The 20,938-nt window shown below is 71.3% G+C and carries 20 protein-coding genes; 8 read left to right on the forward strand and 12 right to left on the reverse strand.

Annotated features, from left to right (window positions below; all coding sequences use genetic code 11):
* Positions 1 to 31 precede the first annotated feature (31 nt).
* Positions 32 to 637 carry a rhomboid family intramembrane serine protease gene (locus ACIRPP_RS05720; protein WP_403638188.1) on the forward strand — a complete coding sequence of 202 codons (606 nt, stop codon included), beginning with the start codon at positions 32 to 34 and terminating at the stop codon, positions 635 to 637.
* Between the two features lie 88 nt (positions 638 to 725).
* Here the strand turns inward: ACIRPP_RS05720 and mqnP are convergent, their stop codons facing one another.
* Together mqnP and ACIRPP_RS05730 are read right to left on the reverse strand one after the other, a co-directional pair.
* Positions 726 to 1,631: a menaquinone biosynthesis prenyltransferase MqnP gene (gene mqnP, locus ACIRPP_RS05725; RefSeq protein WP_403638189.1), complete on the reverse strand. Its 906-nt coding sequence runs from the start codon at positions 1,629 to 1,631 to the stop codon at positions 726 to 728.
* Positions 1,628 to 3,085 (reverse strand): menaquinone biosynthesis decarboxylase, encoded by a 1,458-nt coding sequence (locus ACIRPP_RS05730; RefSeq protein ID WP_403638190.1) that lies wholly within the window; start codon positions 3,083 to 3,085, stop codon positions 1,628 to 1,630. Before ACIRPP_RS05730 ends, mqnP begins: the two co-directional genes overlap by 4 nt.
* A gap of 86 nt (positions 3,086 to 3,171) precedes the next feature.
* On the opposite strand from ACIRPP_RS05730, the gene ACIRPP_RS05735 reads away from it, so the two are divergent.
* Positions 3,172 to 3,522, forward strand: coding sequence for a PLD nuclease N-terminal domain-containing protein (locus ACIRPP_RS05735; protein ID WP_403638192.1), 351 nt, complete (start codon positions 3,172 to 3,174; stop codon positions 3,520 to 3,522).
* A 214-nt stretch (positions 3,523 to 3,736) separates the two neighbouring features.
* On the opposite strand, the gene ACIRPP_RS05740 is transcribed toward ACIRPP_RS05735, so the two are convergent.
* The 8 genes from ACIRPP_RS05740 to hemL all read right to left on the reverse strand — a co-directional run bounded on the left by ACIRPP_RS05740 (position 3,737) and on the right by hemL (position 12,823).
* Positions 3,737 to 4,504, reverse strand: coding sequence for a CDP-alcohol phosphatidyltransferase family protein (locus ACIRPP_RS05740; protein ID WP_403638194.1), 768 nt, complete (start codon positions 4,502 to 4,504; stop codon positions 3,737 to 3,739).
* Between the two features lie 176 nt (positions 4,505 to 4,680).
* Complete coding sequence (ccsB, locus tag ACIRPP_RS05745; protein ID WP_403638360.1) at positions 4,681 to 5,754, reverse strand: c-type cytochrome biogenesis protein CcsB; 1,074 nt, start codon at positions 5,752 to 5,754, stop codon at positions 4,681 to 4,683.
* 74 nt (positions 5,755 to 5,828) lie between these two features.
* Positions 5,829 to 7,652: a cytochrome c biogenesis protein ResB gene (locus tag ACIRPP_RS05750; protein ID WP_403638196.1), complete on the reverse strand. Its 1,824-nt coding sequence runs from the start codon at positions 7,650 to 7,652 to the stop codon at positions 5,829 to 5,831.
* A 3-nt stretch (positions 7,653 to 7,655) separates the two neighbouring features.
* Positions 7,656 to 8,429, reverse strand: a complete 774-nt coding sequence (locus ACIRPP_RS05755) for a cytochrome c biogenesis CcdA family protein (RefSeq protein WP_403638198.1) — start codon at positions 8,427 to 8,429, stop codon at positions 7,656 to 7,658.
* A gap of 1 nt (position 8,430) precedes the next feature.
* Entirely contained in the window at positions 8,431 to 9,066 is a 636-nt protein-coding gene (locus ACIRPP_RS05760; RefSeq protein ID WP_403638200.1) for a TlpA family protein disulfide reductase, read from the reverse strand.
* Positions 9,067 to 9,131: 65 nt separating this feature from the next.
* Complete coding sequence (locus ACIRPP_RS05765) at positions 9,132 to 10,430, reverse strand: polysaccharide deacetylase family protein (protein ID WP_403638202.1); 1,299 nt, start codon at positions 10,428 to 10,430, stop codon at positions 9,132 to 9,134.
* Between the two features lie 375 nt (positions 10,431 to 10,805).
* Positions 10,806 to 11,453, reverse strand: coding sequence for a histidine phosphatase family protein (locus ACIRPP_RS05770; protein ID WP_403638362.1), 648 nt, complete (start codon positions 11,451 to 11,453; stop codon positions 10,806 to 10,808).
* A 53-nt stretch (positions 11,454 to 11,506) separates the two neighbouring features.
* Positions 11,507 to 12,823 carry a glutamate-1-semialdehyde 2,1-aminomutase gene (gene hemL / locus ACIRPP_RS05775; RefSeq protein WP_403638204.1) on the reverse strand — a complete coding sequence of 439 codons (1,317 nt, stop codon included), beginning with the start codon at positions 12,821 to 12,823 and terminating at the stop codon, positions 11,507 to 11,509.
* Between the two features lie 327 nt (positions 12,824 to 13,150).
* Here hemL and ACIRPP_RS05780 point away from each other — a divergent pair, with 327 nt between their 5' ends.
* The gene (locus ACIRPP_RS05780) at positions 13,151 to 13,780 is read left to right on the forward strand and encodes a hypothetical protein (protein WP_403638206.1); all 630 of its coding nucleotides are present in this window, start codon (positions 13,151 to 13,153) and stop codon (positions 13,778 to 13,780) included.
* Positions 13,781 to 14,077: 297 nt separating this feature from the next.
* Entirely contained in the window at positions 14,078 to 14,608 is a 531-nt protein-coding gene (locus ACIRPP_RS05785) for a GNAT family N-acetyltransferase (protein ID WP_403638208.1), read from the forward strand.
* A gap of 164 nt (positions 14,609 to 14,772) precedes the next feature.
* Here ACIRPP_RS05785 and ACIRPP_RS05790 read toward each other — a convergent pair whose 3' ends face one another.
* Positions 14,773 to 16,170 (reverse strand): NAD(P)-binding domain-containing protein, encoded by a 1,398-nt coding sequence (locus ACIRPP_RS05790; protein ID WP_403638209.1) that lies wholly within the window; start codon positions 16,168 to 16,170, stop codon positions 14,773 to 14,775.
* 131 nt (positions 16,171 to 16,301) lie between these two features.
* Between ACIRPP_RS05790 and ACIRPP_RS05795 the strand changes: the two genes are divergently transcribed.
* The gene (locus ACIRPP_RS05795; RefSeq protein WP_403638211.1) at positions 16,302 to 16,667 is read left to right on the forward strand and encodes an ArsR/SmtB family transcription factor; all 366 of its coding nucleotides are present in this window, start codon (positions 16,302 to 16,304) and stop codon (positions 16,665 to 16,667) included.
* Between the two features lie 112 nt (positions 16,668 to 16,779).
* Positions 16,780 to 17,739, forward strand: coding sequence for a Rieske 2Fe-2S domain-containing protein (locus ACIRPP_RS05800; RefSeq protein ID WP_403638213.1), 960 nt, complete (start codon positions 16,780 to 16,782; stop codon positions 17,737 to 17,739).
* A 28-nt stretch (positions 17,740 to 17,767) separates the two neighbouring features.
* Here the strand turns inward: ACIRPP_RS05800 and ACIRPP_RS05805 are convergent, their stop codons facing one another.
* A complete protein-coding gene (locus ACIRPP_RS05805; protein ID WP_403638215.1) occupies positions 17,768 to 18,661 on the reverse strand; it encodes a virginiamycin B lyase in 894 nt (297 codons plus the stop codon).
* Positions 18,662 to 19,108: 447 nt separating this feature from the next.
* Here ACIRPP_RS05805 and ACIRPP_RS05810 point away from each other — a divergent pair, with 447 nt between their 5' ends.
* Positions 19,109 to 20,308, forward strand: a complete 1,200-nt coding sequence (locus tag ACIRPP_RS05810) for a hypothetical protein (protein ID WP_403638216.1) — start codon at positions 19,109 to 19,111, stop codon at positions 20,306 to 20,308.
* A 9-nt stretch (positions 20,309 to 20,317) separates the two neighbouring features.
* Positions 20,318 to 20,908, forward strand: coding sequence for a hemerythrin domain-containing protein (locus ACIRPP_RS05815; protein WP_403638218.1), 591 nt, complete (start codon positions 20,318 to 20,320; stop codon positions 20,906 to 20,908).
* The last annotated feature ends 30 nt before the right edge of the window (positions 20,909 to 20,938 follow it).

Consider the following 20,938-nt stretch of genomic DNA (forward strand, 5'->3'; position numbering starts at 1 on the left):
AGCGGGTACGGCGATCGGGCGGGGGGTGACCATGTCCGGGACGGTCAGGCAGTGGTCCAGGGGCGAGCGAGCGAGGACGGCCGCCGTGGTGATGGTGGCCTGGGTCGCCCTGCTGTGGCTGCTGGAGGTGGTCGACGCCGCCTCGGGGCACCGGCTGGACGGCTTCGGCGTGCGCCCGCGGATCCCGGGTGAGCTGGTCGACGTGGTGCCCAGTGCCTTCGTCCACTTCGGCTTCGGGCACGTCGCCTCCAACAGCGTGCCGCTGCTGGTGCTCGGTTTCCTCGCGGCCCTCGGCGGCCTGCGCCGGTTCGCCGCCGTGTGCGCGCTGATCATCGTGTGCGACGGTCTGGGCGTGTGGCTGATCGCCCCGGCCGGCACCAACACGGCGGGCGCCTCCGGGGTCGTTTTCGGCCTCTTCGGCTTCCTGGTGTGCAGCGGCTTCGTCGAGCGCCGCCCGCTGGGCGTGGTGGTCGGCGTGCTGGTCGCGGCGGTCTGGGGCGGTTCCGTCCTCGCGGGCATCGCCCCCGGCCAGAGCGGGATCAGCTGGCAGGGCCACCTCATAGGCTTGCTGGCGGGTGTCGCCTCGGCGTTCCTGTTCCGGCGCCGGCCGGGACGCGGACCAGGGACCGCCGTCTGACACCGCCGCCCGGGACGCGGGCCCGGGACCGCCGTCTGACACCGCCGCCCGCCCGGTGCTCCTGACCGGGCGGGACGTCCGGGGCGCGTTACGGGGTGAGGCCGCGCACCAACAGGTCCAGCAGCGCGCACACGAACAGGGCGATCCCGATGAAGCCGTTGACGCTGAAGAACGCCCGGTTCAGCCGGGTCAGGTCGTGGGGCCGCACGATGGTGTGCTCGTAGACGAAGGCGCCGGCGACGATCAGCAGGCCCAGCCAGAAGAACACCCCGGCGCCGGTGAGGACCGCGTACCAGGCGAAGAGGGCGGTCGTCACGACGTGGCAGGCGCGGGCGCCCCATATGGCGGCCGGGATGCCGAAGCGGGCCGGCACCGACCGCACGCCGATCTCGCGGTCGGCGTCGACGTCCTGGCAGGCGTAGATCAGGTCGAAGCCGCCGATCCAGATGCCGACCGCGAGACCCAGGACGACCGCCTCCCAGGACCAGGAACCGGTGACGGCCAGCCAGCCGCCGATGGGCCCCATCGCCTGGGCGATCCCCAGGATGGCCTGCGGGAAGTCGGTGAACCGCTTCCCGTACGGATAGACCACCATGGGGACGATCGCGACGGGCGCCAGAGCCAGGCACAGCGGGTTCAGCAGGGCCGCCGCGCCCAGGAACACGGCCAGCGCGATGAGCGCGCCCGTCCAGGCGTGCTTGACGGACATCGCGCCGGTGACCAGCTCGCGGTGGGCGGTGCGCGGATTGCGGGCGTCGATCTCGCGGTCGATGATCCGGTTGGCGGCCATCGCGAAGGTGCGCAGGCCCACCATCGCGAGGGTGACCAGCAGCAGGCGGCCCCAGTGGATGTTGCGGTCCCACTCGTACATCGCCGTCAGGGCGGCGATGTAGGCGAAGGGCAGCGCGAACACCGAGTGCTCGATCATGACCAGGCGCAGGAACGCCTTGGTGCGCCCCGGTTGCCGTGGCAGTGCGGCGGAGGCCGAGGTCACAGTCCGTACTCCTTCCAGCGGCGGTCCACCTTGGCGGCGGTCTCGGGGTCGGACTCGACCATGTCCGGCCAGCCCCCGTCACGCGTGTACCCCTCCTCGGGCCACTTCTTCGTCGCGTCGATGCCCGCCTTGCCGCCCCAGAACTGCTGGTACGAGGCGTGGTCGAGGTGGTCGACGGGGCCCTCGACGAGGCTGAGGTCACGGGCGTAGTCGGTGTTGCCCAGGGCCCGCCAGGCGACCTCGTGCAGGTCGTGCACGTCGCAGTCGGCGTCGACGACCACGATCAGCTTGGTCAGCGACATCATGTGGGCGCCCCACACGGCGTGCATGACCTTCTGCGCGTGCTTGGGGTACTTCTTGTCGATCGAGATGATCGCGCAGTTGTGGAAGCCGCCGGCCTCGGGCAGGTGGTAGTCCACGATGTCCGGAATGATGATCTTCAGCAGGGGGAGGAAGAAGCGCTCCGTGGCGCGGCCCAGCGGGCCGTCCTCCGTCGGCGGGCGGCCGACGACGATGGACTGCAGCAGCGGACGCTTGCGCATCGTCACGCAGTCGATCTTCAGTGCGGGGAACGGTTCCTGCGGGGTGTAGAAGCCGGTGTGGTCGCCGAAGGGCCCCTCGGGGAGCATCTCCCCCGGCTCCAGCCAGCCCTCGATGACGACCTCCGCCTGCGCGGGCACCTGGAGCGGGACCGTCTTGCAGTCGACCATCTCGATCCGCTTGCCCTGGAGGAAGCCCGCGAACAGGTACTCGTCGATGTCGCCGGGCAGCGGCGCGGTGGAGGCGTAGGTGACGGCCGGCGGGCAGCCGAAGGCGATGGCGACGGGCAGCCGCTCGCCGCGCCGGGCGGCCACCTGGTAGTGGTTGCGGCTGTCCTTGTGGATCTGCCAGTGCATGCCGATGGTGCGCTTGTCGTGCCGCTGGAGGCGGTACAGGCCGAGGTTGCGGATGCCCGTCTCCGGGTCCTTGGTGTGGGTGAGCCCCAAGTTGAAGAAGGAGCCGCCGTCCTTGGGCCAGGTGAACAGCGCGGGGAGCTGGTCCAGGTCCACGTCCTCGCCGGTGAGGACGACCTCGTGCACCGGCGCGTCGCCGGACTTCACCTTCTTCGGCGGGACGTGCGTCATCGCGCCCAGCTTGCCGAACGCCTCGCGCACGCCGACGAAGCCCTGTGGCAGCTCCGGCTTGAGCAGCCCGCCGATCTTGTCGCTGATCTCGCTGTACGACTTCAGGCCGAGCGCCTTGAGCAGCCGCCGGTCGGTGCCGTACACGTTCATCGCGAGCGGCATGCTGGAGCCGCGCACGTTCTCGAAGAGGAGGGCGGGACCGCCGGCCTTCTGCACCCGGTCGACGATCTCACCGACCTCCAGATGCGGGTCGACCTCTGCCTTGATCCGCTTGAGGTCGCCCTCGCGCTCCAGCGCCCTGAGCAGGGAACGAAGATCGTCGTAAGCCATGGGGTCAAGTATCCCCGAGCGGTTACCCTGGCCCTGTACCTGGGGGCTGTGCCGATGTCCCCACGACCCCTTCTCTGGAGAGGCCCATGCTCCGGGTGCTGATGTTCCTCGTCCCGCTGGCTCTGAGCGTCTACGCGTTCATCGACTGCATCAGCACGAAGGACGAGGACATCCGTCACATGCCCAAGCCGCTGTGGGCCATCCTCGTGCTGCTGTTCCCGCTGGTCGGCTCCATCTCGTGGATCATCGCCGGCAAGAAGCGGCACCCCGCGGGCACGCCCGGCGCCGCTGGTTCCCCCTGGAGCTCCGGCGGGGGCCGTCGGCAGTGGGTGGCCCCGGACGACAACCCGGAGTTCCTGAAGTCCCTCAACGAGGACAAGCCGGCGGAGGACCGCGACGAGGACGGCGACAAGGGCAAGCAGGACCGCGGCGACTGACTCCGCCGTCCGGGGCGGGCCCACGCCTCCCCCGGCACCCTGCGCCCCACTGCCGGCCCGCGGACGCCCCCTGCCCATGACCACGGTGCCGGGCCCCGGAAGGGCCCGGCCGTTCTTTGCGGTGGGGTTCCGCAGCGCCCCTCGCCGCACCCCCCGGCCGCCGGACGGCCGTGGGGCCGGGTACGGGTGACGTCCGTGCCCGGCGGGCCGGGGGTCAGCGCAGGCGGGAGGACGACAGGATCGACAGCAGGTGGGCCGGGACCATGACCCAGGTGATGACGGCCAGGGCGCCCAGCGCCCAGCGGGTCGGCTCGATGCCGCCGGTGACGGCGTCGGCGACGGCCGCCACGAGGAGGACCAGGGACGCCTCGATGCCGTTGGTGACCCGGTGGATCTTGAACGCGGCGGCGATGCGGCGGACGGTGGCGACGCCCTGGGAGCGGGGGCGGGTCGACTCGTCGTCGGCGACGGCCAGGCCGCGGCGGGCGCGGGCCACGTCGACCAGGTCGGTGGACGCCTTCAGCAGCACGACACCGAGGGCGGTGGCGATGCCGACGGACAGCCAGCCGCCGACGCCGGACTCGGCGGCCCGGTAGCCCGCGCCCGCCAGCAGCGCCGCGTCGGCGAGGTAGGCGCCGAGCCGGTCGACGTAGATGCCGGCCGCGCTGTTCTGGCCCTTCCAGCGGGCCACTTCGCCGTCCACGCAGTCGAACAGCAGGAACAGCTGCATGAGGACGACGGCGAGGATCGCACCGGTCAGGCCGGGGATCATCAGCGCGGCTCCCGCGGCGACCCCGCAGACGACCATCGTCCAGGTCAGCTGGTCCGGAGTGACCGGGGTGCGCACCAGCTGACGGGTCGTGTGCAGGGATATCTTCCGCATGTACAGGCGGCCGGCCCAGTGTTCGCCGTTGCGGCTCGCCAGCTTGGCCTGCGGCTGGCAGACCTCCCGCAGCTCCTCAAGTGCTGGTGCGGCACCCATGACGTTCCTCTCACCCGGGCCCAACTGCCGCCTGCGCGGCGATGATCGAGCCAGGCTACAGAGGGGGTCCGGCGGCCCCGACAGGGGTCACCGCGGCCGGTCACGGCGAAGGCCGGTCCGCGGTGACGGGTGTCACGGCGGAACGGCCTTCGCCGGGCGCGGGGGTCGGTCGGGGGTCAGAATCCGACGGCCGCCAGCGCGCCCAGGCCGACGTCGGCGTAGGAGTGCTTGCCGGAGACGAAGATGTTCACGCCGTAGTAGTTGAACAGCCAGCAGGCGAACGCGGCCAGGGCCAGGTAGGCGGCCTTGCGGCCCTTCCAGCCGGCGGTGGCGCGGGCGTGCAGGTAACCGGCGTAGGCGACCCAGGTGATGAAGGACCAGGTCTCCTTGGGGTCCCAGCCCCAGTAGCGGCCCCAGGCGTCGCCGGCCCAGATGGCGCCCGCGATGATCGTGAACGTCCACAGCGGGAACACGGCCGCGTTGACGCGGTAGGCGAACTTGTCCAGCGAGGAGGCGGCCGGCAGCCGTTCCATCACGGAGGTCGCGAAGGCGCCCGGCTTGCCGCCGTTCACCAGCTTGTTCTCGTACGAGTCCTTGAACAGGTACATGATCGTGCCCATGGCGCCGACGTAGAAGACCGCGCCGCACAGGATCGCCGTGGAGACGTGGATGTACAGCCAGTACGAGTGGAGCGCCGGGACCAGCTGGTCGCTCTCGGTGTAGAGGACGGTGACGGCGAGCCCGAGGTCGAGCAGGACGGCGGTGGTCAGGAACAGGCCGATCCAGCGCACGTTCTTCTTCAGCGCGAGCAGCGCGAGGTAGACGCCGACCGCGGTGGTGGAGAACGTGATGTTGAACTCGTACATGTTGCCCCACGGCGCCCGCTCCACGGACAGCGCGCGGGTGATGACGCCGCCGACCGCGAGGAGGAACGCGAGCACCGTGAGCGAGACGGCGATCCGGCCGTAGAGGTCGCCCTGCTCGTCGCCGCCGTGGGCGCCGGGCCCGTCGGGCACGTCGCGCGTCCCGGCCGTGGCCCGGACGGCGACCTTCGGCCGCTCCAGGACGGCGGTGCCGCCGCCCTGCCGCACGGTGACGGCGGGGCCGCCCTTGGCCTCCTGCGCCTTCGGGGTGAGCGCGGCGGCGGTGCGGGCGACCTTGCTGCGACTGCCGAAGATCCACTCGGCGATGTACGCGAAGAAGGCCAGGGTGTAGACCGCCATCGCCGAGTAGATGAGCACGTTGCTCATCTCGGCGAGGCTCTCGTTGGTCGCGGCGGCCAGCTGGGTGGCGGCACCGGCCAGGTCGGTTGCGGCGGCGAGAGTCACTGCTTCTCAGCCCCTTCGGCAGGTTCGACGTCGGACTCGGTAGCGGAGTCGGAGGCGGGGGGATCCGCGGCGGCCGCGGATGCTTCGGTCGGGTCGTCCGGATCGTCCCGGTCGTCCGGGCCGTCCTGATCATCCGGGTCGTCCGGGCCGTCCGGTCCATCCGGTCCGGGAGCGCCGGGGGCCCGGTCGTAGAGGATCTCCGCGAGGTCGCCGAGTTCCTCGGGCACCTTGGCGGACTCGCTGCGGCCGAGGCCGCCCATCTCGACGACGGTGACGCCGTCGGCGCCCTGCACCGCGCGCACCCACACGCGGCGGCGCTGGATGAACAGGGAGCCGGCGAGGCCGCCGATGGCGACGACGGCACCGCCCAGGGCCCAGCCGCCGCCCGGCTCCTGGACGATCTGGAAGCCGGCCCACTCCCTGACGTCCTTCTCGAAGGTGACCGAACCGGCGCCGTCGGGGAGGGTCATGGTCTCGCCGGGCGTCAGCATCTGCTTGAACAGCTCGCCGTCGGCGTCCTTGAACTCCTCCATCTTCGTCTTGTCCATCTGGTACACGCTCTGCGGGATGCCCGAGTCGGCCTTCAGATCGCCGTGGTACGCGGACAGCGCGAGCACCGGATAGTCCAGGGCGGGGAACTGCGACAGCATCGTGCCGCTGGCCGAGCCGCCGAAGGTGGGCACGAAGAAGGCGTTGAAGCCGAGCTGCTCCTTCTTGCCCTCGGGGTTGCGGTAGCCGTCGAGGACCTTGACGACGCCGGAGGAAGTGACGTTGCCGTCCAGCGGCAGCAGCGGCACGGCGTTGCGGTACACGACCTCGCCCTTGCCGTCGCGGACGGTCACCACGGGGGCGTAGCCGTGGCTGACGAGGTAGACCTTGGCGTCGCCGATCTCCAGCGGCTTGTTGACCTTGACGGTGGTCTTCTTCTCCTCGCCGTAGGCGCCCTCGCTGTAGGTGAGCTCGGCCTCGTAGGTGCGCGGGGTGCCCTTGTTGGGGCCGCTGCGCTCGTACGTGCCCCGGAAGTCCTTCACGGTGAAGCTGAACGGCTCCAGGTCGCCGACGTCGAAGAGGTTGCCGGACTTGAAGTCGTCGTACTGCGGGAGCGTGTTGGAGAAGCCGTCGCCCTCGACGATCAGCTTGTTGCCCTCGGACTTGAACAGCTGGCCCCAGGCGAACGCGATCAGCATCACGATCAGCGCGATGTGGAAGGCCAGGTTGCCGACCTCGCGCAGGTAGCCCTTTTCCGCGGCGACGGCGTCACCAGTGAGGTGGGCGCGGAAGCGGCGCTTCTTCAGCAGGGCCAGGGCGGCCTCGTGGACCTCCTCGGGCTCGGTCGCGGTGCGCCAGGTGGTGTGCGCGGGCAGCCGGTCCAGCCGCCGGGGCGCGGCCGGCGGACGGCCGCGCAGCTGGCCGACGAACTGCCAGGTGCGGGGCACGATGCAGCCGATGAGGGAGACGAACAGCAGGATGTAGATCGCGGAGAACCACACCGAGCTGTAGACGTTGAACAGACCCAGCTTGTCGTAGAGGGGCGCCAGGACCTCGTGCTGCTCGCGGAAGTCGGCGACCCGGGTCTCGTCGATGCCGGTCTGCGGGATGAGCGAGCCGGGGATCGCGGCGAGCGACAGCAGCAGGAGCAGCAGCAGCGCGACCCGCATGGAGGTCAGCTGCCGCCAGAACCAGCGGGCCCAGCCGATGACGCCCAGGGAGGGCAGATGGGGCTGTTCCTCGCGGGGGGCGGTGGACAGCTGGGAGCCGGCGGCGCCGATCCCCTGCTCGTCACCGGCCTTCGCGGTGGTGTCGGTCGTGGTGTCGCTCATCGGTCAGATCCCCACCGTGAAGCCGTTGGACCAGGTCTGCATCTCCGCCACCAGGCTGTCCCACACCCCGGTCAGCAGCAGCACGCCGGTCAGGATCATCATGGTGCCGCCGATGCGCATGACCCACACGTAGTGCCGCTTGATCCAGGCGAACGCACCGAGCGCCTTGCGGAAGGCGATCGCGGTGAGGACGAACGGCACGCCCAGTCCCAGACAGTACGCGACGGTCAGTATGGCGCCGCGTCCGGCGCTCTCCTGCTGGGCCGACAGGGTCAGGACGGACGCGAGGGCGGGGCCGGTGCAGGGGGCCCAGCCGATCCCGAACAGCGCGCCCAGGACGGGCGCTCCGACGAGTCCGGTCGCGGGGCGCTTGGTGAGACGGAACTCCCGCTGGGTGATCCACGGCATCAGGCCCATGAAGAAGGCGCCCATGAGGATCATGAGGACGCCGAGGACCTTGGTGAGGACGCCCTTCTGCTCCTGGAGCGTGTACCCGAAGTACCCGAAGAAGGCCCCGCCGGAGACGAACACGGCGGTGAATCCGAGGACGAACAGGGAGGCACCGGCGACCATCCGGCCGCGCCGGGCCTCGCCCAGGTCGGTGCCGGACGCACCGGTGACGTAGGAGAGGTAGCCGGGGACGAGGGGGAGCACGCAGGGCGAGAAGAAGGACACCAGGCCCGCGAGCAGGGCGATGGGCAACGCCACCAGCAGCGCACCGTTGAGCACGGTGGTGTTCGGGTCCACGCCGGCGGCGAGCGTGTGCAGGGCCGTCACGTCACTTCTCCGCGACGACCGGCTTGAGCATCTTCAGCAGCCGCTCCTCGCTGAGCGGGGACAGCGAGCGGGCCGCGATCTTGCCGTCGCGGTCCAGGACAAGGGTGGAGGGGACAGTCTGCGGGTTGAGCGTTCCCTTCTTGAAGCGGAGCAGCAGCTTGCCCGTCGGGTCGTACAGACTGGGGTACGGGACGTCGAAGTCCTCCTCGAACGCCCGGGCGGCCCGGATGTTGGTGTCGCGGGTGTTGATGCCGACGAACTGCACGCCCTGGTCGGCGTACTCCCGCGAGACCTTGGCGAAGTACTTGGCCTCGGCGCGGCAGGGGTTGCACCAGGAGCCCCAGACGTTGAGGACCACGACCTTGCCCTTGTAGTCCGCGACATCGACGTCCTTACCGTCGACGGTGTCGCCGGACAGCTCGGGCGCGGCGGCGCGCTCGCCCTTCGCAGCAGTCGAAATGCCGTCTGTGCCGGTGACGAAGTTGGTGTGATCGCCGCCTCCGGATGTCCCGCCCGATCCGCATCCGGAAACGAGCAGTGCGGCCACGGCAGCACCGGCGGTCAAAGCGACACGACGGCGGACAGTCACACGGGCGGTCCGGTTCGGACGCTGGGGGGCGCGGCTGACGGCACTCATGTGAAAAGTTTCGCATGCCCGTTCTGGGGATCTTGCCCACCCCCCTGGTGGGCATCCCGGCCTCGTCAGGAGGCGTCCGGGCCCCCGGTCGCGGAGCTGCCCGCACCGCCCTTGAGGAAGTCGTTCCAGCCTCCGGCCGGTTCCTGGCCGACGTCCAGGGTACGCAACCGCTCCAGCACCTCGGGCTTCTGCACGTCCAGCCAGTCGGTGAACTGGCGGAAGGAGACGAGCCTCACGTCGCCGCCCTTCTCCTTCTCCCGGGCGATGTGCGTGAGGGCCTTCTCCACGGCGTCCATGTAGATGCCGCCGTTCCACTGCTCGAAGTGGTTGCCGACGAAAAACGGCGCCCGATTCGACTCATATGCCCGCTTGAAGCCCGATATGTAGGCACCGGCGGCCTGTTCACGCCAGCCCGGGTAGTTGTGGGCCGGCGCCTTGGTCGTGTTGAGGGACTGGTTGGCCAGCATGTTGTAGTCCATCGACAGGACCTCGAAAGAGCGTCCGGGGAAAGGTATCTGCTGGAGCGGAAGGTCCCATATGCCCTGTTTCTTCGTGGGCCAGACCTGCCGTCCCCCCGGCGACGACGCGTCGTAGCGCCAGCCCAGCTCCCGGGCGGTGGGCAGCAGGTTGTCCTGGCCGAGCAGGCAGGGCGTGCGGCCGCCGACGAGCTCCTTGTCGTAGTCGAAGGGCAGGGACTCCAGGTCGGTCCAGCCGGAGTGGGTCCGCCACTGCTTCACGAACGACTTCGCCTGCTCGATCTCGCTGCGCCACTGCTTCGGCGTCCAGTTGGCGACGCTGCCGGAACCGGCGCAGAAGTGGCCGTTGAAGTGGGTGCCGATCTCGTGCCCTTCGAGCCAGGCCCGGCGGACGTTCTTCAGCGTGTCCTTGACGTGGTCGTCGGTCAGGTAGCCGATGTCCGAGGCGCCGCGCGGGTTGTTCGGCGGGTCGTACAGGCGCTTCTTCGACTCCGGGAGCAGATACAGCCCCGAGAGGAAGAAGGTCATGTGCGCGCCGTGCTCCTTGGCGAGGTCCAGGAAGCGCGGGAACAGCCCGTTGCCGACCTCACCGGCCCCGTCCCAGGAGAAGACGACGAACTGCGGCGGGGTCTGACCCGGCTCCAGCGGCACCGGCTTCGCGGGCTGGTGGGGCTGCCTGCCGGTGAAGGAGGTGGAACCGTCACCGATCGGCCGGACGGTCCGGCTCGGTTTGGGATCAGGCCTTGCGGAACGGCCGCCGCCGGAACCGCCGGCCCGGTCCGAGCCGTCCGATCCCGTGAGGCCGCCGCAGCCGGCCAGCGAGACGGCTGCCGCGGCGCCGGCGCCGGCACCGAGCCCGAGCATTCCCCTGCGGGTGAGACTGCGCATGGCATCCCCGATCGTCACGCGTGAAGGTGTTCACTCAGTCAGAGGAGCCCCGGGACGGGCAGGTTCCCCGCCAAATGCGGAGATTTCGCAACGAACACCGCGGACCGGTCACGGGAGCGCGGCGCGGCCCCCGCACGTTCCGGTACGCGCGACGCCGCCCGGACGTTCACGTCGGACGCCGCCGAGCTGTCACGGAGGGGAACCCGGACGCCCGCGGCCCCCGGCTGCGGGGACCGCGGGCGGACCGACGGCGAACGGGCCGCGCGACCTGCTGTCTGCTGCCTGCTGCTTCTGCCTGCTGCCCGCTGCGTGCTGCTTCTGCCCGCTGCCCGCTGCTTGCAGGCTTCTGCCTGCTGCCTGCTGCCGTGCGACGGCTCAGGCGCCGAACGCCTTGCCCTTGCCCTTCACCGGCTTGGCACCGGCGAGCAGATGGGCGGGCACGAGGTCACGGGCCGGCTCGTTGTAGCCGACCGAGACGATCCGGTCGCCCTGGTAGGTGAAGGTGGTCAGCGAGGCCAGCGTGCACTCCCGCCGGCGCGGGTCGTGCCACAGCCGACGGCGCTCGACGAAGGACCGCACGATCCAGATCGGCAGCTGATGGCTGACCAGCACCGCCTCGTGGCCGCGCGCCGCGTCCCGGGCAGCGTCCAGCGCGCCCTTCATCCGGACCACCTGCTCGACGTAGGGCTCCCCCCACGACGGCTTGAACGGGTTGACGACGTGCCGCCAGTTGCCCGGCCGGCGCAGCGCCCCGTCCCCGACGCCGAAGGTCTTGCCCTGGAAGACGTTGCCCGCCTCGATCAGCCGCTCGTCGGTGGCGATGTCCAGGCCGTGCGACTTGGCGATCGGCTCGGCCGTCTCCTGCGCCCGCTCCAGCGGCGAGGCGCCGACGTGGGTGATGTCCCGGCCGGTGAGGTGCTCCGCGACCCTGTCGGCCATCCGCCGGCCCAGTTCGGACAGGTGGTAGCCGGGCAGCCGGCCGTAGAGGATGCCCTCCGGGTTCTCCACCTCGCCGTGCCGCATCAGGTGGACGACGGTGATGTCGTCGTTCTTCTTCACGGACCCCTCCCCCGTGCTCACGCGGTCGCCTCCGCCGCCGCGCGGGCCGCCGCCGGCAGGGCGTCGGCGATCCGCTGGACGGCCCGCTCGTCGTGCGCGGTGGACACGAACCAGGACTCGAAGGACGACGGCGGCAGGTAGACGCCGTCGGCGAGCAGCGAGTGGAAGAACGCGGTGAAGCGGAAGGACTCCTGCGCCTTGGCGTCCTCGTAGTCGCGCACCGGGCGGTCGGTGAAGAAGACGGAGAACATGTTGGACGCGCTCTGCAGCGTGTGCGCGACGCCCTCCTTGGTCAGCGCCTCGGCGACCAGCGCCTGGATCTGCGCCGACACGGCGTCGACCTTGCGGTACGCGTCGTCGTCGAGCAGCCGCAGCTGGGCGAGCCCGGCGGCGGTGGCGACGGGGTTCCCGGAGAGGGTGCCGGCCTGGTAGACCGGCCCGGCGGGCGCGAGGTGGGCCATGACGTCGGCCCGGCCGCCGAAGGCCGCGGCCGGGAAGCCGCCGCCCATGACCTTGCCGAAGGTCATCAGGTCGGGCCGCACCCCGTCGATCCCGAACCAGCCGGCGCGGCTGGTGCGGAAGCCGGTCATCACCTCGTCGGAGACGAACAGGGCGCCGTTGGCGGCGCAGGCATCCTTCAGCCCCTGGTTGAAGCCCGGCAGCGGCGGCACGACGCCCATGTTGCCCGGGGACGCCTCGGTGATCACGCAGGCGATCTCACCGGGGTGCGCGGCGAAGGCCGCGTGCACGGCCTCCAGGTCGTTGTACGGCAGCACGATCGTGTCGCCCGCCTGGGCGCCGGTGACGCCGGGGGTGTCGGGCAGCGCGAACGTGGCCACCCCGGACCCGGCGGAGGCGAGCAGCGAGTCGACGTGCCCGTGGTAGCAGCCGGCGAACTTGATCACCTTGGTGCGCTGGGTGAAGCCGCGGGCGAGGCGGATCGCCGACATGGTGGCCTCGGTCCCGCTGGACACCAGCCGGACCTGCTCCAGGGGCTCGATCCGGGCGACCATCTCCTCGGCGAGCGCCACCTCGCCCTCACCGGGGGTGCCGAAGGACGTGCCGCGCGCGACGGCGTCCTGCACGGCGGCGATCACCTCGGGGTGCGCGTGCCCGAGGATCATCGGCCCCCAGGAGCACACCAGGTCGACGTACTCGCGCCCGTCGGCGTCGGTGAGGTACGGGCCGTTGCCGGACACCATGAACCGGGGGGTGCCGCCGACGGCGCGGAAGGCACGCACCGGTGAGTTGACGCCACCGGGAGTGACGGCCGCGGCACGATCGAACAGCGCCTGCGAGGCAGGGGCTTCGTATGAATATGGCAGTGCGCTCATGACCTGCGACTTCTCCGACCTTCTCCGACGAACCGGACTCCGGGTGCGAGTGACGTGTTCAGGGTAGGCCAGGACCGCCGGCACCCCGGTGAGCCCGCCCCCGCCCGGCCCCCTCCTGCGGCATCCGGCCCGGGATCCGCTGTGATCTGCGAAACTGTCCTCTGATACACACAGCTCGCACGGCCCGGACGGCCGGAGGCTGCCAAGAACCCGCGGACATATGTCTCACCGCACGTTTCGGCGCGCGGCCGTGGGGGAGGTCACTGACACGATGATCGGGTTGCGCGGCGGGGGCCACGCGTCCTAGAAAAGCAGTCGGGTGGAGATATGCATCGCGGTGGCGGACTGGGCGAGGGGACCGACGACCTGGGTCCTCGTCGTGCCAGGCGGGGAAGGCACCGGCGCGAGGCGGAAGACGCGGAAGCGGCACGTCAGGCCCACGGGGTACCGAACGAGCCGGACCGGATCGAGCAGCAGCGCCACGACCGGCCGGGAGCGGGGAGCAGAAATGGTGGTCGGGTGGGGGTGACGTACAAGTACTTCGGCGCGCCCGACGGCGCCACCGCGGCCCGCGTCCCGATCTCGATGCGCCCCGAGGAACTCGGCGGCGATGAGCTCGGCATGGGCGGCATGTTCACCAAGATCAAGCCGGAGACCATGGCCGCCATGGTCCTCACCGGCATAGAGGGCGTCCCCCTGCACAAGGTCCCGCCCCTGGAACTGGTCGTCCTGCACCCCGACTACGCGGTCGTGAAGCTCCCGATGACGGTCGTGGACCCGCTGCGCGGCATAGGCGAGGAAGCGGTCGGCGCGGCAGCCTTCATATGGTCCACGGTCCCGGACCGCGGCGGCCCCCGGGACGCCTTCAACGTCTACCAACTCCTGCACGAGTGGCAGGACTTCAGCCACCGGCTGCACGAGGCGGGGCACCAGCCGTATTGCTTGGTGTGGCCCTGACCCCGGGGGTTCCACTGGTTTCGGGCGGGGCGGGGCCTTCGGGCCCCGCCCTCGTCACGTGAAGCCGGCCGGTCCTCGCTTCGGTGGCGGGGTGTCTCAGGTGGGTAGTACCGCCCAACTGCACCAGGGCGACGCAGAACACGCCACGGTGACAGCCGCCGACGTCTTCGCGATCATGGGCGGCGATCCCTTGCCCGGCCCAATGCGCACGCTCATCGGCGACTTCCACCGGGGCCTGTTCGCCCCGTCCCCCTCCGTCTCCTACGCACGAGACTGGGCAGACCGTGTGCGGACCGAATGGAGTCGAGCGTGACCGACCTGCGTCACTTCCGGCACGGAAGCCTCCCTGAAGGCTTCCGGCAGATGCTCATCGACGTACACGCCGACGCCTACGCCGACCAGATGGACGACCCCTTCCACCAGCGCTTCGCCTGGTTCGTCGACCACTGGTCGGGCACGAAGGGCTTCACGTGCGTCGTGGCGTACGACGGCGACGAGCCGACAGGCTTCGCCTACGGGGCTCCGGCCACGCCAGGCCGGGAATGGTGGCGCGACTGCGGCTACACACCGGAGAACGGCCGTACCGCCACGTATGCGGTGTCCGAGGTCATGGTGCGGCCCCGGTGGCGCAAGCAGGGCATCTCAGAACGGCTGCACGAGGCCCTGCTGAAGGAGCGCGCCGAAGACCTGGCCGTCCTCCTCGTCGATGTGGACCACCCCAGAGTGCAGGCACTGTATGAGTCATGGGGGTACGAAAGGGTCGGCGACCGCCGGCCCTTCGCCGACTCGCCGTTGTTCGCGGTCATGGTCAAAGACCTTCGGGACTGAGTTGCTGTCTGGGCGGTCGCCAAGGATCTCTTCTGATCACGGACCCTGATGCGTGCGTGCGCCTCTGCCGGGACAGACGAAGACGACTGCAGCTCACTGCGACGAACAGCCACGGGGACGTCGCGTGATCGGCTGCACAAGCCCTGGCCGCCGAGGTACGCCGGTCACGAGCCGCAGCAGCCGCCCGCCGGTGTTTCCCCGGTGGGCGTGTCCGCCGCCGTGGGGGCGGCGAGTGGCAGGAGGTGGGGTTCCGGGGCTGCGCAGCAGCCGCCGCCGTCGGTCTGCTGGGCGTCGGGGGTGTCGAACAGGCCCGCGCCGCCGCAGACTCCGGTCTCCGGGAGGGTGAGGTCCACGCGGTCGGCGGAGTCGAGGTCCCCGGCGATAGCGGCGGCGACGGAGCGGACCTGCTCGTACCCGGTCATGGCCAGGAAGGTGGGGGCGCGGCCGTAGGACTTCATCCCGGCCAGGTAGACGCCCTGTTCGGGGTGGGAGAGCTCGCGGTGGCCGTGCGGGGGGACGGTGCCGCAGGAGTGCTGGTTGGGGTCGATCAGCGGGGCCAGCGCGGCCGGGGCCTGGAGACGCTCGTCCAGGCTCAGGCGCAGTTCGTCCAGGAAGGACAGGTCGGGGCGGAAGCCGGTCAGCACGATCACCTCGTCCACCGGGTCGAGGCGGCGGCCGTCCTCGGCCACCAAGATGAGACGGCCGTCGGCGGCGCGTTCGACCGCCTCGGTGCGGAAGCCGGTGACCGCGTCGGCGTGCCCCTGGTCGACGGCGGCCTTCGCGGCGAGGCCGAGGGCGCCGCGGGCGGGGAGCTGGTCGGCGGTGCCGCCGCCGAAGGTGGCGCCGGAGATGCCGCGGCGCAGGATCCACACCGCGTGTGTGCCTGTGCCGTCCTCGGACCCGGCCAGCTCGGCGAGCTGGGCGAGCGCGGTGAAGGCGGAGGCGCCCGAGCCGATCACGGCCGTGCGCCCGCCCGCGTACCGGGCACGCACGGCCGGGTCCCGCAGGTCCGGCACGCGGTAGGTGATCCGGTCGGCCGCCGCCTTCTCGCCGAGCGCGGGCAGGCCGCTGCCGCCGGCCGGGCCGGCCGTGGCCCACGTACCGGACGCGTCGATCACGGCACGGGCGAGGAGGCGCTCCTCCCGGCCGTCGGCGTACTCGACGTGCACGGCGAACGGCTGCTGCTCCCGGTCGGCGTCGACGATCCGGTCGCGTCCGGTCCGGGAGACACCGGTGACGGTGGCCCCGGTGCGGACCCGGTCGCCGAGGGCGTCGGCGAGGGGCTGCAGGTACTGCTCGGCCCAGTCTCCGCCGGTCGGATACGCCACCGGGTCGGGGCGGGTCCAGCCCGTGGGGGCGAGGAGCTTCTCGGCGGCCGGGTCGACGACCTCGCCCCAGGGGGAGAAGAGGCGCACGTGGCTCCACTCGCGCACGGCCGCTCCGGCCCGGTCCCCCGTTTCCAGGACGAGCGGCTCGATGCCGCGTCCGACGAGGTGGGCGGCGGCCGCGAGCCCGACGGGGCCGGCTCCGACGACGACAACGGGGAGGTGCTGGGTGCTCATGATGCTGGTCTCCTCGACGGGCGGAGGGAGGGGTCGCCGTGGGTGCGGGACGACCCTTGTTTCGATATCTGTCGATGTCTTGCCCTGCCTCGGAGCTTGGCACCCGTATCGATGAGTGTCAACATAGGCACATGTCGAAGCCAGAGGTCGTGGAACTCCCCCTCGCGCAGGGTGGTGACGTCGTGCCGTGCTGCCCGCCGATCACCTCCGGTGAGCTGTCGCAGGCGGACGCGGAGAAGATGGCCGCCATGTTCAAGGCGCTGTCGGACCCCGTGCGCCTGCGCCTGTTCGCCAACATCGCCTCGCATCCGGGCGGGGAGGCGTGCGTGTGCGACATCGCGGACGTCGGGGTCTCGCAGCCGACCGTCTCCCACCACCTGAAGAAGCTCCGCGAGGCCGGCCTGCTGACCTCCGAGCGCCGCGGCACCTGGGTCTACTACCGGATCGCCCCGTCCGTGGTGGCGGCGATGGCCTCCATGCTCGACCTGGGCGGCTGACGCGTCGGCGTCGGAACGTGAGCGGCGGCCGGCGCAGGCCGGGCGGCGGCTGCCCCGCGGAGGCTTCCGGGAGCCGCTGTTTGTCTTCCGCCTCACCGGGGACTCAGCGCCCATGAGCGAGAAGCCAGGCCGCCGCCGTATGGGCCAGAACCGGATGCTGTGGCTGCTCGACGCCCTGGAACGCGACTCCAGGGCGGACGCGGCGATCGACGCGCTGACCGGAGCGGTGCGCGCCCTCCCGCTGGGCCGCGCCCGGGACGCGCTGCACGGCCTGTGGCTGGGTCATCCCCTGCATCCGTTGATGGTGCAGGTGCCGGTCGGCAGCTGGATGTCCGCGGCCGTGCTCGACCTGTGGCCCGGCCGGTCCCGCGAGGCCGGTGTCCTCGTCGGCGTCGGCCTGGCGGCGGCCGGTCCCGCCGCGCTGGCCGGCGCGGTCGACTGGGCGGAGCTGCGCCGGCAGCAGACCCGGGTGGGGCTGGTGCACGCCGTGGCGAACGCGGCGGCCGTGGGACTGTACGGCGCCTCGCTCGTGTCCCGCCTCCGCGGCCGGTCCCGCGCGGGCCGCGCGTACGGCTTCCTCGGCCTGACGGCGGTCGGCGTGGGCGGCATGCTGGGCGGCCACCTGGCCTACCGGCAGGCGTCCGGCGCCAACCACGCCGAGGAGGTGCCGCACGTCGTCCGCGAGGGCTGGCACCGGGTCGGCACCGTGGACGAATTCCCCGCCGGCGTGCCCGTGCGGCGTGCCGTCGACGACGTGCCGGTCCTGGTGGTGCGCGAGACCGGCGGGACGTTCCACGCCCTGGCCGAACGGTGCAGCCACCAGGCGGGCCCCCTGTCCGAGGGCACCGTCGCCGACGGGTGCGTCCGCTGCCCCTGGCACGGCAGTGTCTTCCGTCTGTCGGACGGCTGGAACGTCCGCGGCCCCGCCACCGCGCCCCAGCCCGCCTTCGACACCCGCGTCCTCGACGGGCACGTGGAGATCAGGCTGCGCGTCGACGGCATCGACGGCATCGACGGCGCGGACGAGGGCGGCGAGGGCGGCGAGGACGAGGGTCCTGGGGACGGGGCCTGACGGCCGCTTCGCGGAAGGTCCGCCCCGGCTACGGCGCCACCCGCGCCACCCCGCCCGTCTCGAGCGCCGCCCAGAGGGCACCGTCCGGGCCCACCGTGATGCCGTGCGGTTCGCTGGACGGGGTCGGCAGGTCGTACCCGGTGATCTCGCCGTCGGCGGTCACGCGGCCCACGCGGTTGCCTCCCCACTCGGTGAACCAGCACTCTCCGGCTGACGCCGCGACGACGGCGTGCGGCCGGGCCCCGGGGTCGGGGAGCGGGTACTCGGTGATCTCGCCGTCCACCGAGATCCTGCCGATGTGACCCGCCGCGATCTCGACGAACCACAGGGCGGTGCCGTCACTGGTGATCCCCACGGGTGCGGCGCCCGGGGTGGGCAACGGGTACAGGCCGAAGTCGCCGCCGGTGGTGAGGCGGCCGATCGCGTTCGCCCGGTTGAGGGTGAACCACAGCGCCCCGTCGGGGCCCGCGGCGATCACCGAGGGAAAGGCGTCCCGGACGGGCAGCGGGTGCTCGGTGACCTCGCCGTCCGTGGTGATGCGGCCGATCCGGTCGGTGTTCATCGCCGTGAACCACAGCGCGTCGTCCGGCCCCGCGGTGATGCCGAAGGGGCCGCTGCCGGGGGTCGGCACGGGAAAGGACGCGGTCTCGCCCCGCGGGGTGATGCGGCCGATGCGGTGGTCCTGGGACCGCGTGAACCACAGGGCCCCGTCGGGCCCCGGGGTGATGACCGCGGGACGGCACCCGGGCGCGTCGAGGGGGAACCGGCTGAGTTCGCCGTCGAGGGTGAGCCGCGCGATGCAGCCGCTGTGGGTGAGGGTGAGCCACAGGGCACCGTCCGGCCCGGCCGTGATGCCGTAGGGACCGGCGTCCTCGTCCGCCACGACGATCTCCGTGACGGACGGGGTGGCGGCAGGGCTCACGACGACTCCTTGCAGGTGAGGGGATCGGATCCCCGGTCCACGGATCCCGGGCCCGGTGACCACCGCACCCTGCCCGGGTCGCGGCGGCGGGCGCAACTGCTTTGCCGGCGGTGCGTGGAGCACGGCCGGCGGCCGAAGGATGCGACGGGGCAGCGCATACCGGGAGCGCGCGTCCCCCGCAACCGTGGACGACCGGGGACTGCGGTCGCCCGCACGAGAGGGCGCGGGAAGGACGCGAGAAGGGCACGAGGCGCAAGCGCCCCCTCCGGCCCGGGGGCCTGCTCGGCCCTCGTTGGCCCACCCGGGCGAACCCTGTGACCGACGGGTGTGAGCGGTGGCTCGAAAGCGACGAAGGTGAACCAATTGTGGTGCGGAATCGTGCGCGTCGCCCGAAACGGGGTACTCCGGCGGCGCGCGAGTCCCCCCTCGTCCTCAGGAGGCACCCCCATGACGTTCAATCCGCTGGAGCAGCGGGGCATCCCGCTGGACCGCCAGCTACGCAGCTGGCGTGAGCTGAACGTGGAGCCGATCGACCCGGACCACTGCGATCCGTACACCCGTTGCCGCGTCATCACGATGAACGGCATCGAGGTGGAAGCGATCATGTTCAGCCACCACCTGGCCCGCAACACCGTGGACCCCGAGGTGAAGCGGCAGCTGGCACGGGTCCGCTACATCGAGGCGCAGCAGCAGAAGGCCGTCAACTGGCTGCTGCCGGGGGTGTCTTCGGTGCTGGAGACGACGATCGCCTACGAGCAGGTCGCCGTGGACCTCACCGCGTGGGTCGCGCGGATGGAGCCGGACCCGTATCTGAAGCAGGCGTACCAGTTCGGCGTGCTGGAGGACTTCGACCACCTGTACCGGTACGCGAACCTGTACGAGATGATCGAGCACCGCAAGGCGGAGTCGATCGTCGACAACCTGACCGAGGTCATGCCCGGCCGGCCCACCCGGTTCCACCACCGGGACGCGTACGACAACGTCCGTGACCCGTACGCGAAGGACGAGACGAACCCGCTGTCGAAGCTGCACGCGCTGACGATCATGTCGGCGGAGCAGCAGACGATGAACTTCTACATGAACACCGGCCCCACCTACATGGAGCCGATCGCCCGTCAGCTCTACCAGGAGATCGGGCTGATCGAGGAGGAGCACGTCACGCACTACGAGTCCCTGGTGGACCCGGGTGAGACGTGGTGGGAGCAGCTCGTCAACCACGAGTACAACGAGTGCTACCTGTACTACTCCTTCATGGAGCAGGAGAGCGACCCCCGGGTCAAGGCGATCTGGGAGCTGCACCTGAACATGGAGCTGGAGCACCTGCACCTGGCGTGCGACCTGATGCGCCGGCACGACGGCCGGGACCCGGCCTCGGTCCTGGCCCCGGAGCTGCCCAACGTGCTCACCTTCGAGCCGAACAAGGGCTACATCCGCGAGCTGCTGGACACCCAGATGGATCTGACCACGCTCGGCGCCGGATACGTGCGGGAGGCGCACGAGCGGTTCGAGACGATGCAGGAGCAGATCCACGGGGGCGAGGCACCGCCCAGCGACCGGGTGATGACCGAGCACGACGAGATGTTCGGCCGCGAGTACCGCGTGCAGTCCGAGGGCGAGCACCCCGACCCCGCGATGCGGGAGAAGTGAGGGTCCGCCATGTCCGAGCTTTCCACCCCGCACGCCGGGGACGACCGCGCGGCCGACGACGACGTGGTGGCGCTGCTGATGCGCCAGCACGGCGACATCCGCAACCTCTTCGACGAGGTCGAGGCGACGCAGGGCGAGGAGCGGCGGGACGCCTTCCGCCGGCTGGTGCGGCTGCTGGCCGTGCACGAGACGGCCGAGGAGGAGGTCGTGCACCCCTTCGCCCGGAAGGGCTTCCCCGGCGGTGAGCAGATCGTGAAGGACCGTCTCGCCGAGGAGAAGGCCGCCAAGGAGACCCTGTCGGCGCTCGACGAGATGGACACCGACGACCCGAAGTTCATGCCGCAGCTGCTGAAGCTGCGCAAGGACGTGCAGGAGCACGCGCGGGCCGAGGAGCGGTACGAGTTCACGCACATCCGGCGCAGCAGCGACACCGCCGGGCTGGCGTCGATGGCCAAGGCGATCAAGGCGGCCGAGGCGATGGCGCCGACCCGGCCGCACCCCGGAGTGGAGTCGGGCGCGGCCAACATGGCGCTGGGACCGGTGGCGGCGCTGATGGACCGCACCAAGGACGCCGTCCGCAAGGCGATGGGGAAGGACTGAGCAGCCGCGGGCGGCTGGGCGCGCAGATCA

This window comes from Streptomyces sp. NPDC101219 (assembly GCF_044767675.1).
In the GTDB taxonomy this organism is placed as follows: domain Bacteria; phylum Actinomycetota; class Actinomycetes; order Streptomycetales; family Streptomycetaceae; genus Streptomyces.

Excerpts from the sequence above, each read along its gene's own strand:
- ACIRPP_RS05800 (WP_403638213.1), top strand. The coding sequence starts at position 16,780 with ATGAGCGAGAAGCCAGGCCGCCGCCGTATGGGCCAGAACCGGATGCTG.
- ACIRPP_RS05795 (WP_403638211.1), top strand. The coding sequence starts at position 16,302 with ATGTCGAAGCCAGAGGTCGTGGAACTCCCCCTCGCGCAGGGTGGTGAC.
- ACIRPP_RS05765 (WP_403638202.1), bottom strand. The coding sequence starts at position 10,430 with ATGCGCAGTCTCACCCGCAGGGGAATGCTCGGGCTCGGTGCCGGCGCC.
- ccsB (WP_403638360.1), bottom strand. The coding sequence starts at position 5,754 with ATGAGCAACGTGCTCATCTACTCGGCGATGGCGGTCTACACCCTGGCC.
- ACIRPP_RS05815 (WP_403638218.1), top strand. The coding sequence starts at position 20,318 with ATGTCCGAGCTTTCCACCCCGCACGCCGGGGACGACCGCGCGGCCGAC.
- ACIRPP_RS05730 (WP_403638190.1), bottom strand. The coding sequence starts at position 3,085 with ATGGCTTACGACGATCTTCGTTCCCTGCTCAGGGCGCTGGAGCGCGAG.
- ACIRPP_RS05735 (WP_403638192.1), top strand. The coding sequence starts at position 3,172 with ATGCTCCGGGTGCTGATGTTCCTCGTCCCGCTGGCTCTGAGCGTCTAC.
- ACIRPP_RS05770 (WP_403638362.1), bottom strand. The coding sequence starts at position 11,453 with ATGCGGCACGGCGAGGTGGAGAACCCGGAGGGCATCCTCTACGGCCGG.
- ACIRPP_RS05740 (WP_403638194.1), bottom strand. The coding sequence starts at position 4,504 with ATGGGTGCCGCACCAGCACTTGAGGAGCTGCGGGAGGTCTGCCAGCCG.
- ACIRPP_RS05750 (WP_403638196.1), bottom strand. The coding sequence starts at position 7,652 with ATGAGCGACACCACGACCGACACCACCGCGAAGGCCGGTGACGAGCAG.
- ACIRPP_RS05780 (WP_403638206.1), top strand. The coding sequence starts at position 13,151 with ATGCATCGCGGTGGCGGACTGGGCGAGGGGACCGACGACCTGGGTCCT.
- ACIRPP_RS05790 (WP_403638209.1), bottom strand. The coding sequence starts at position 16,170 with ATGAGCACCCAGCACCTCCCCGTTGTCGTCGTCGGAGCCGGCCCCGTC.
- ACIRPP_RS05720 (WP_403638188.1), top strand. The coding sequence starts at position 32 with ATGTCCGGGACGGTCAGGCAGTGGTCCAGGGGCGAGCGAGCGAGGACG.
- hemL (WP_403638204.1), bottom strand. The coding sequence starts at position 12,823 with ATGAGCGCACTGCCATATTCATACGAAGCCCCTGCCTCGCAGGCGCTG.
- ACIRPP_RS05760 (WP_403638200.1), bottom strand. The coding sequence starts at position 9,066 with ATGAGTGCCGTCAGCCGCGCCCCCCAGCGTCCGAACCGGACCGCCCGT.
- ACIRPP_RS05810 (WP_403638216.1), top strand. The coding sequence starts at position 19,109 with ATGACGTTCAATCCGCTGGAGCAGCGGGGCATCCCGCTGGACCGCCAG.
- ACIRPP_RS05785 (WP_403638208.1), top strand. The coding sequence starts at position 14,078 with ATGGAGTCGAGCGTGACCGACCTGCGTCACTTCCGGCACGGAAGCCTC.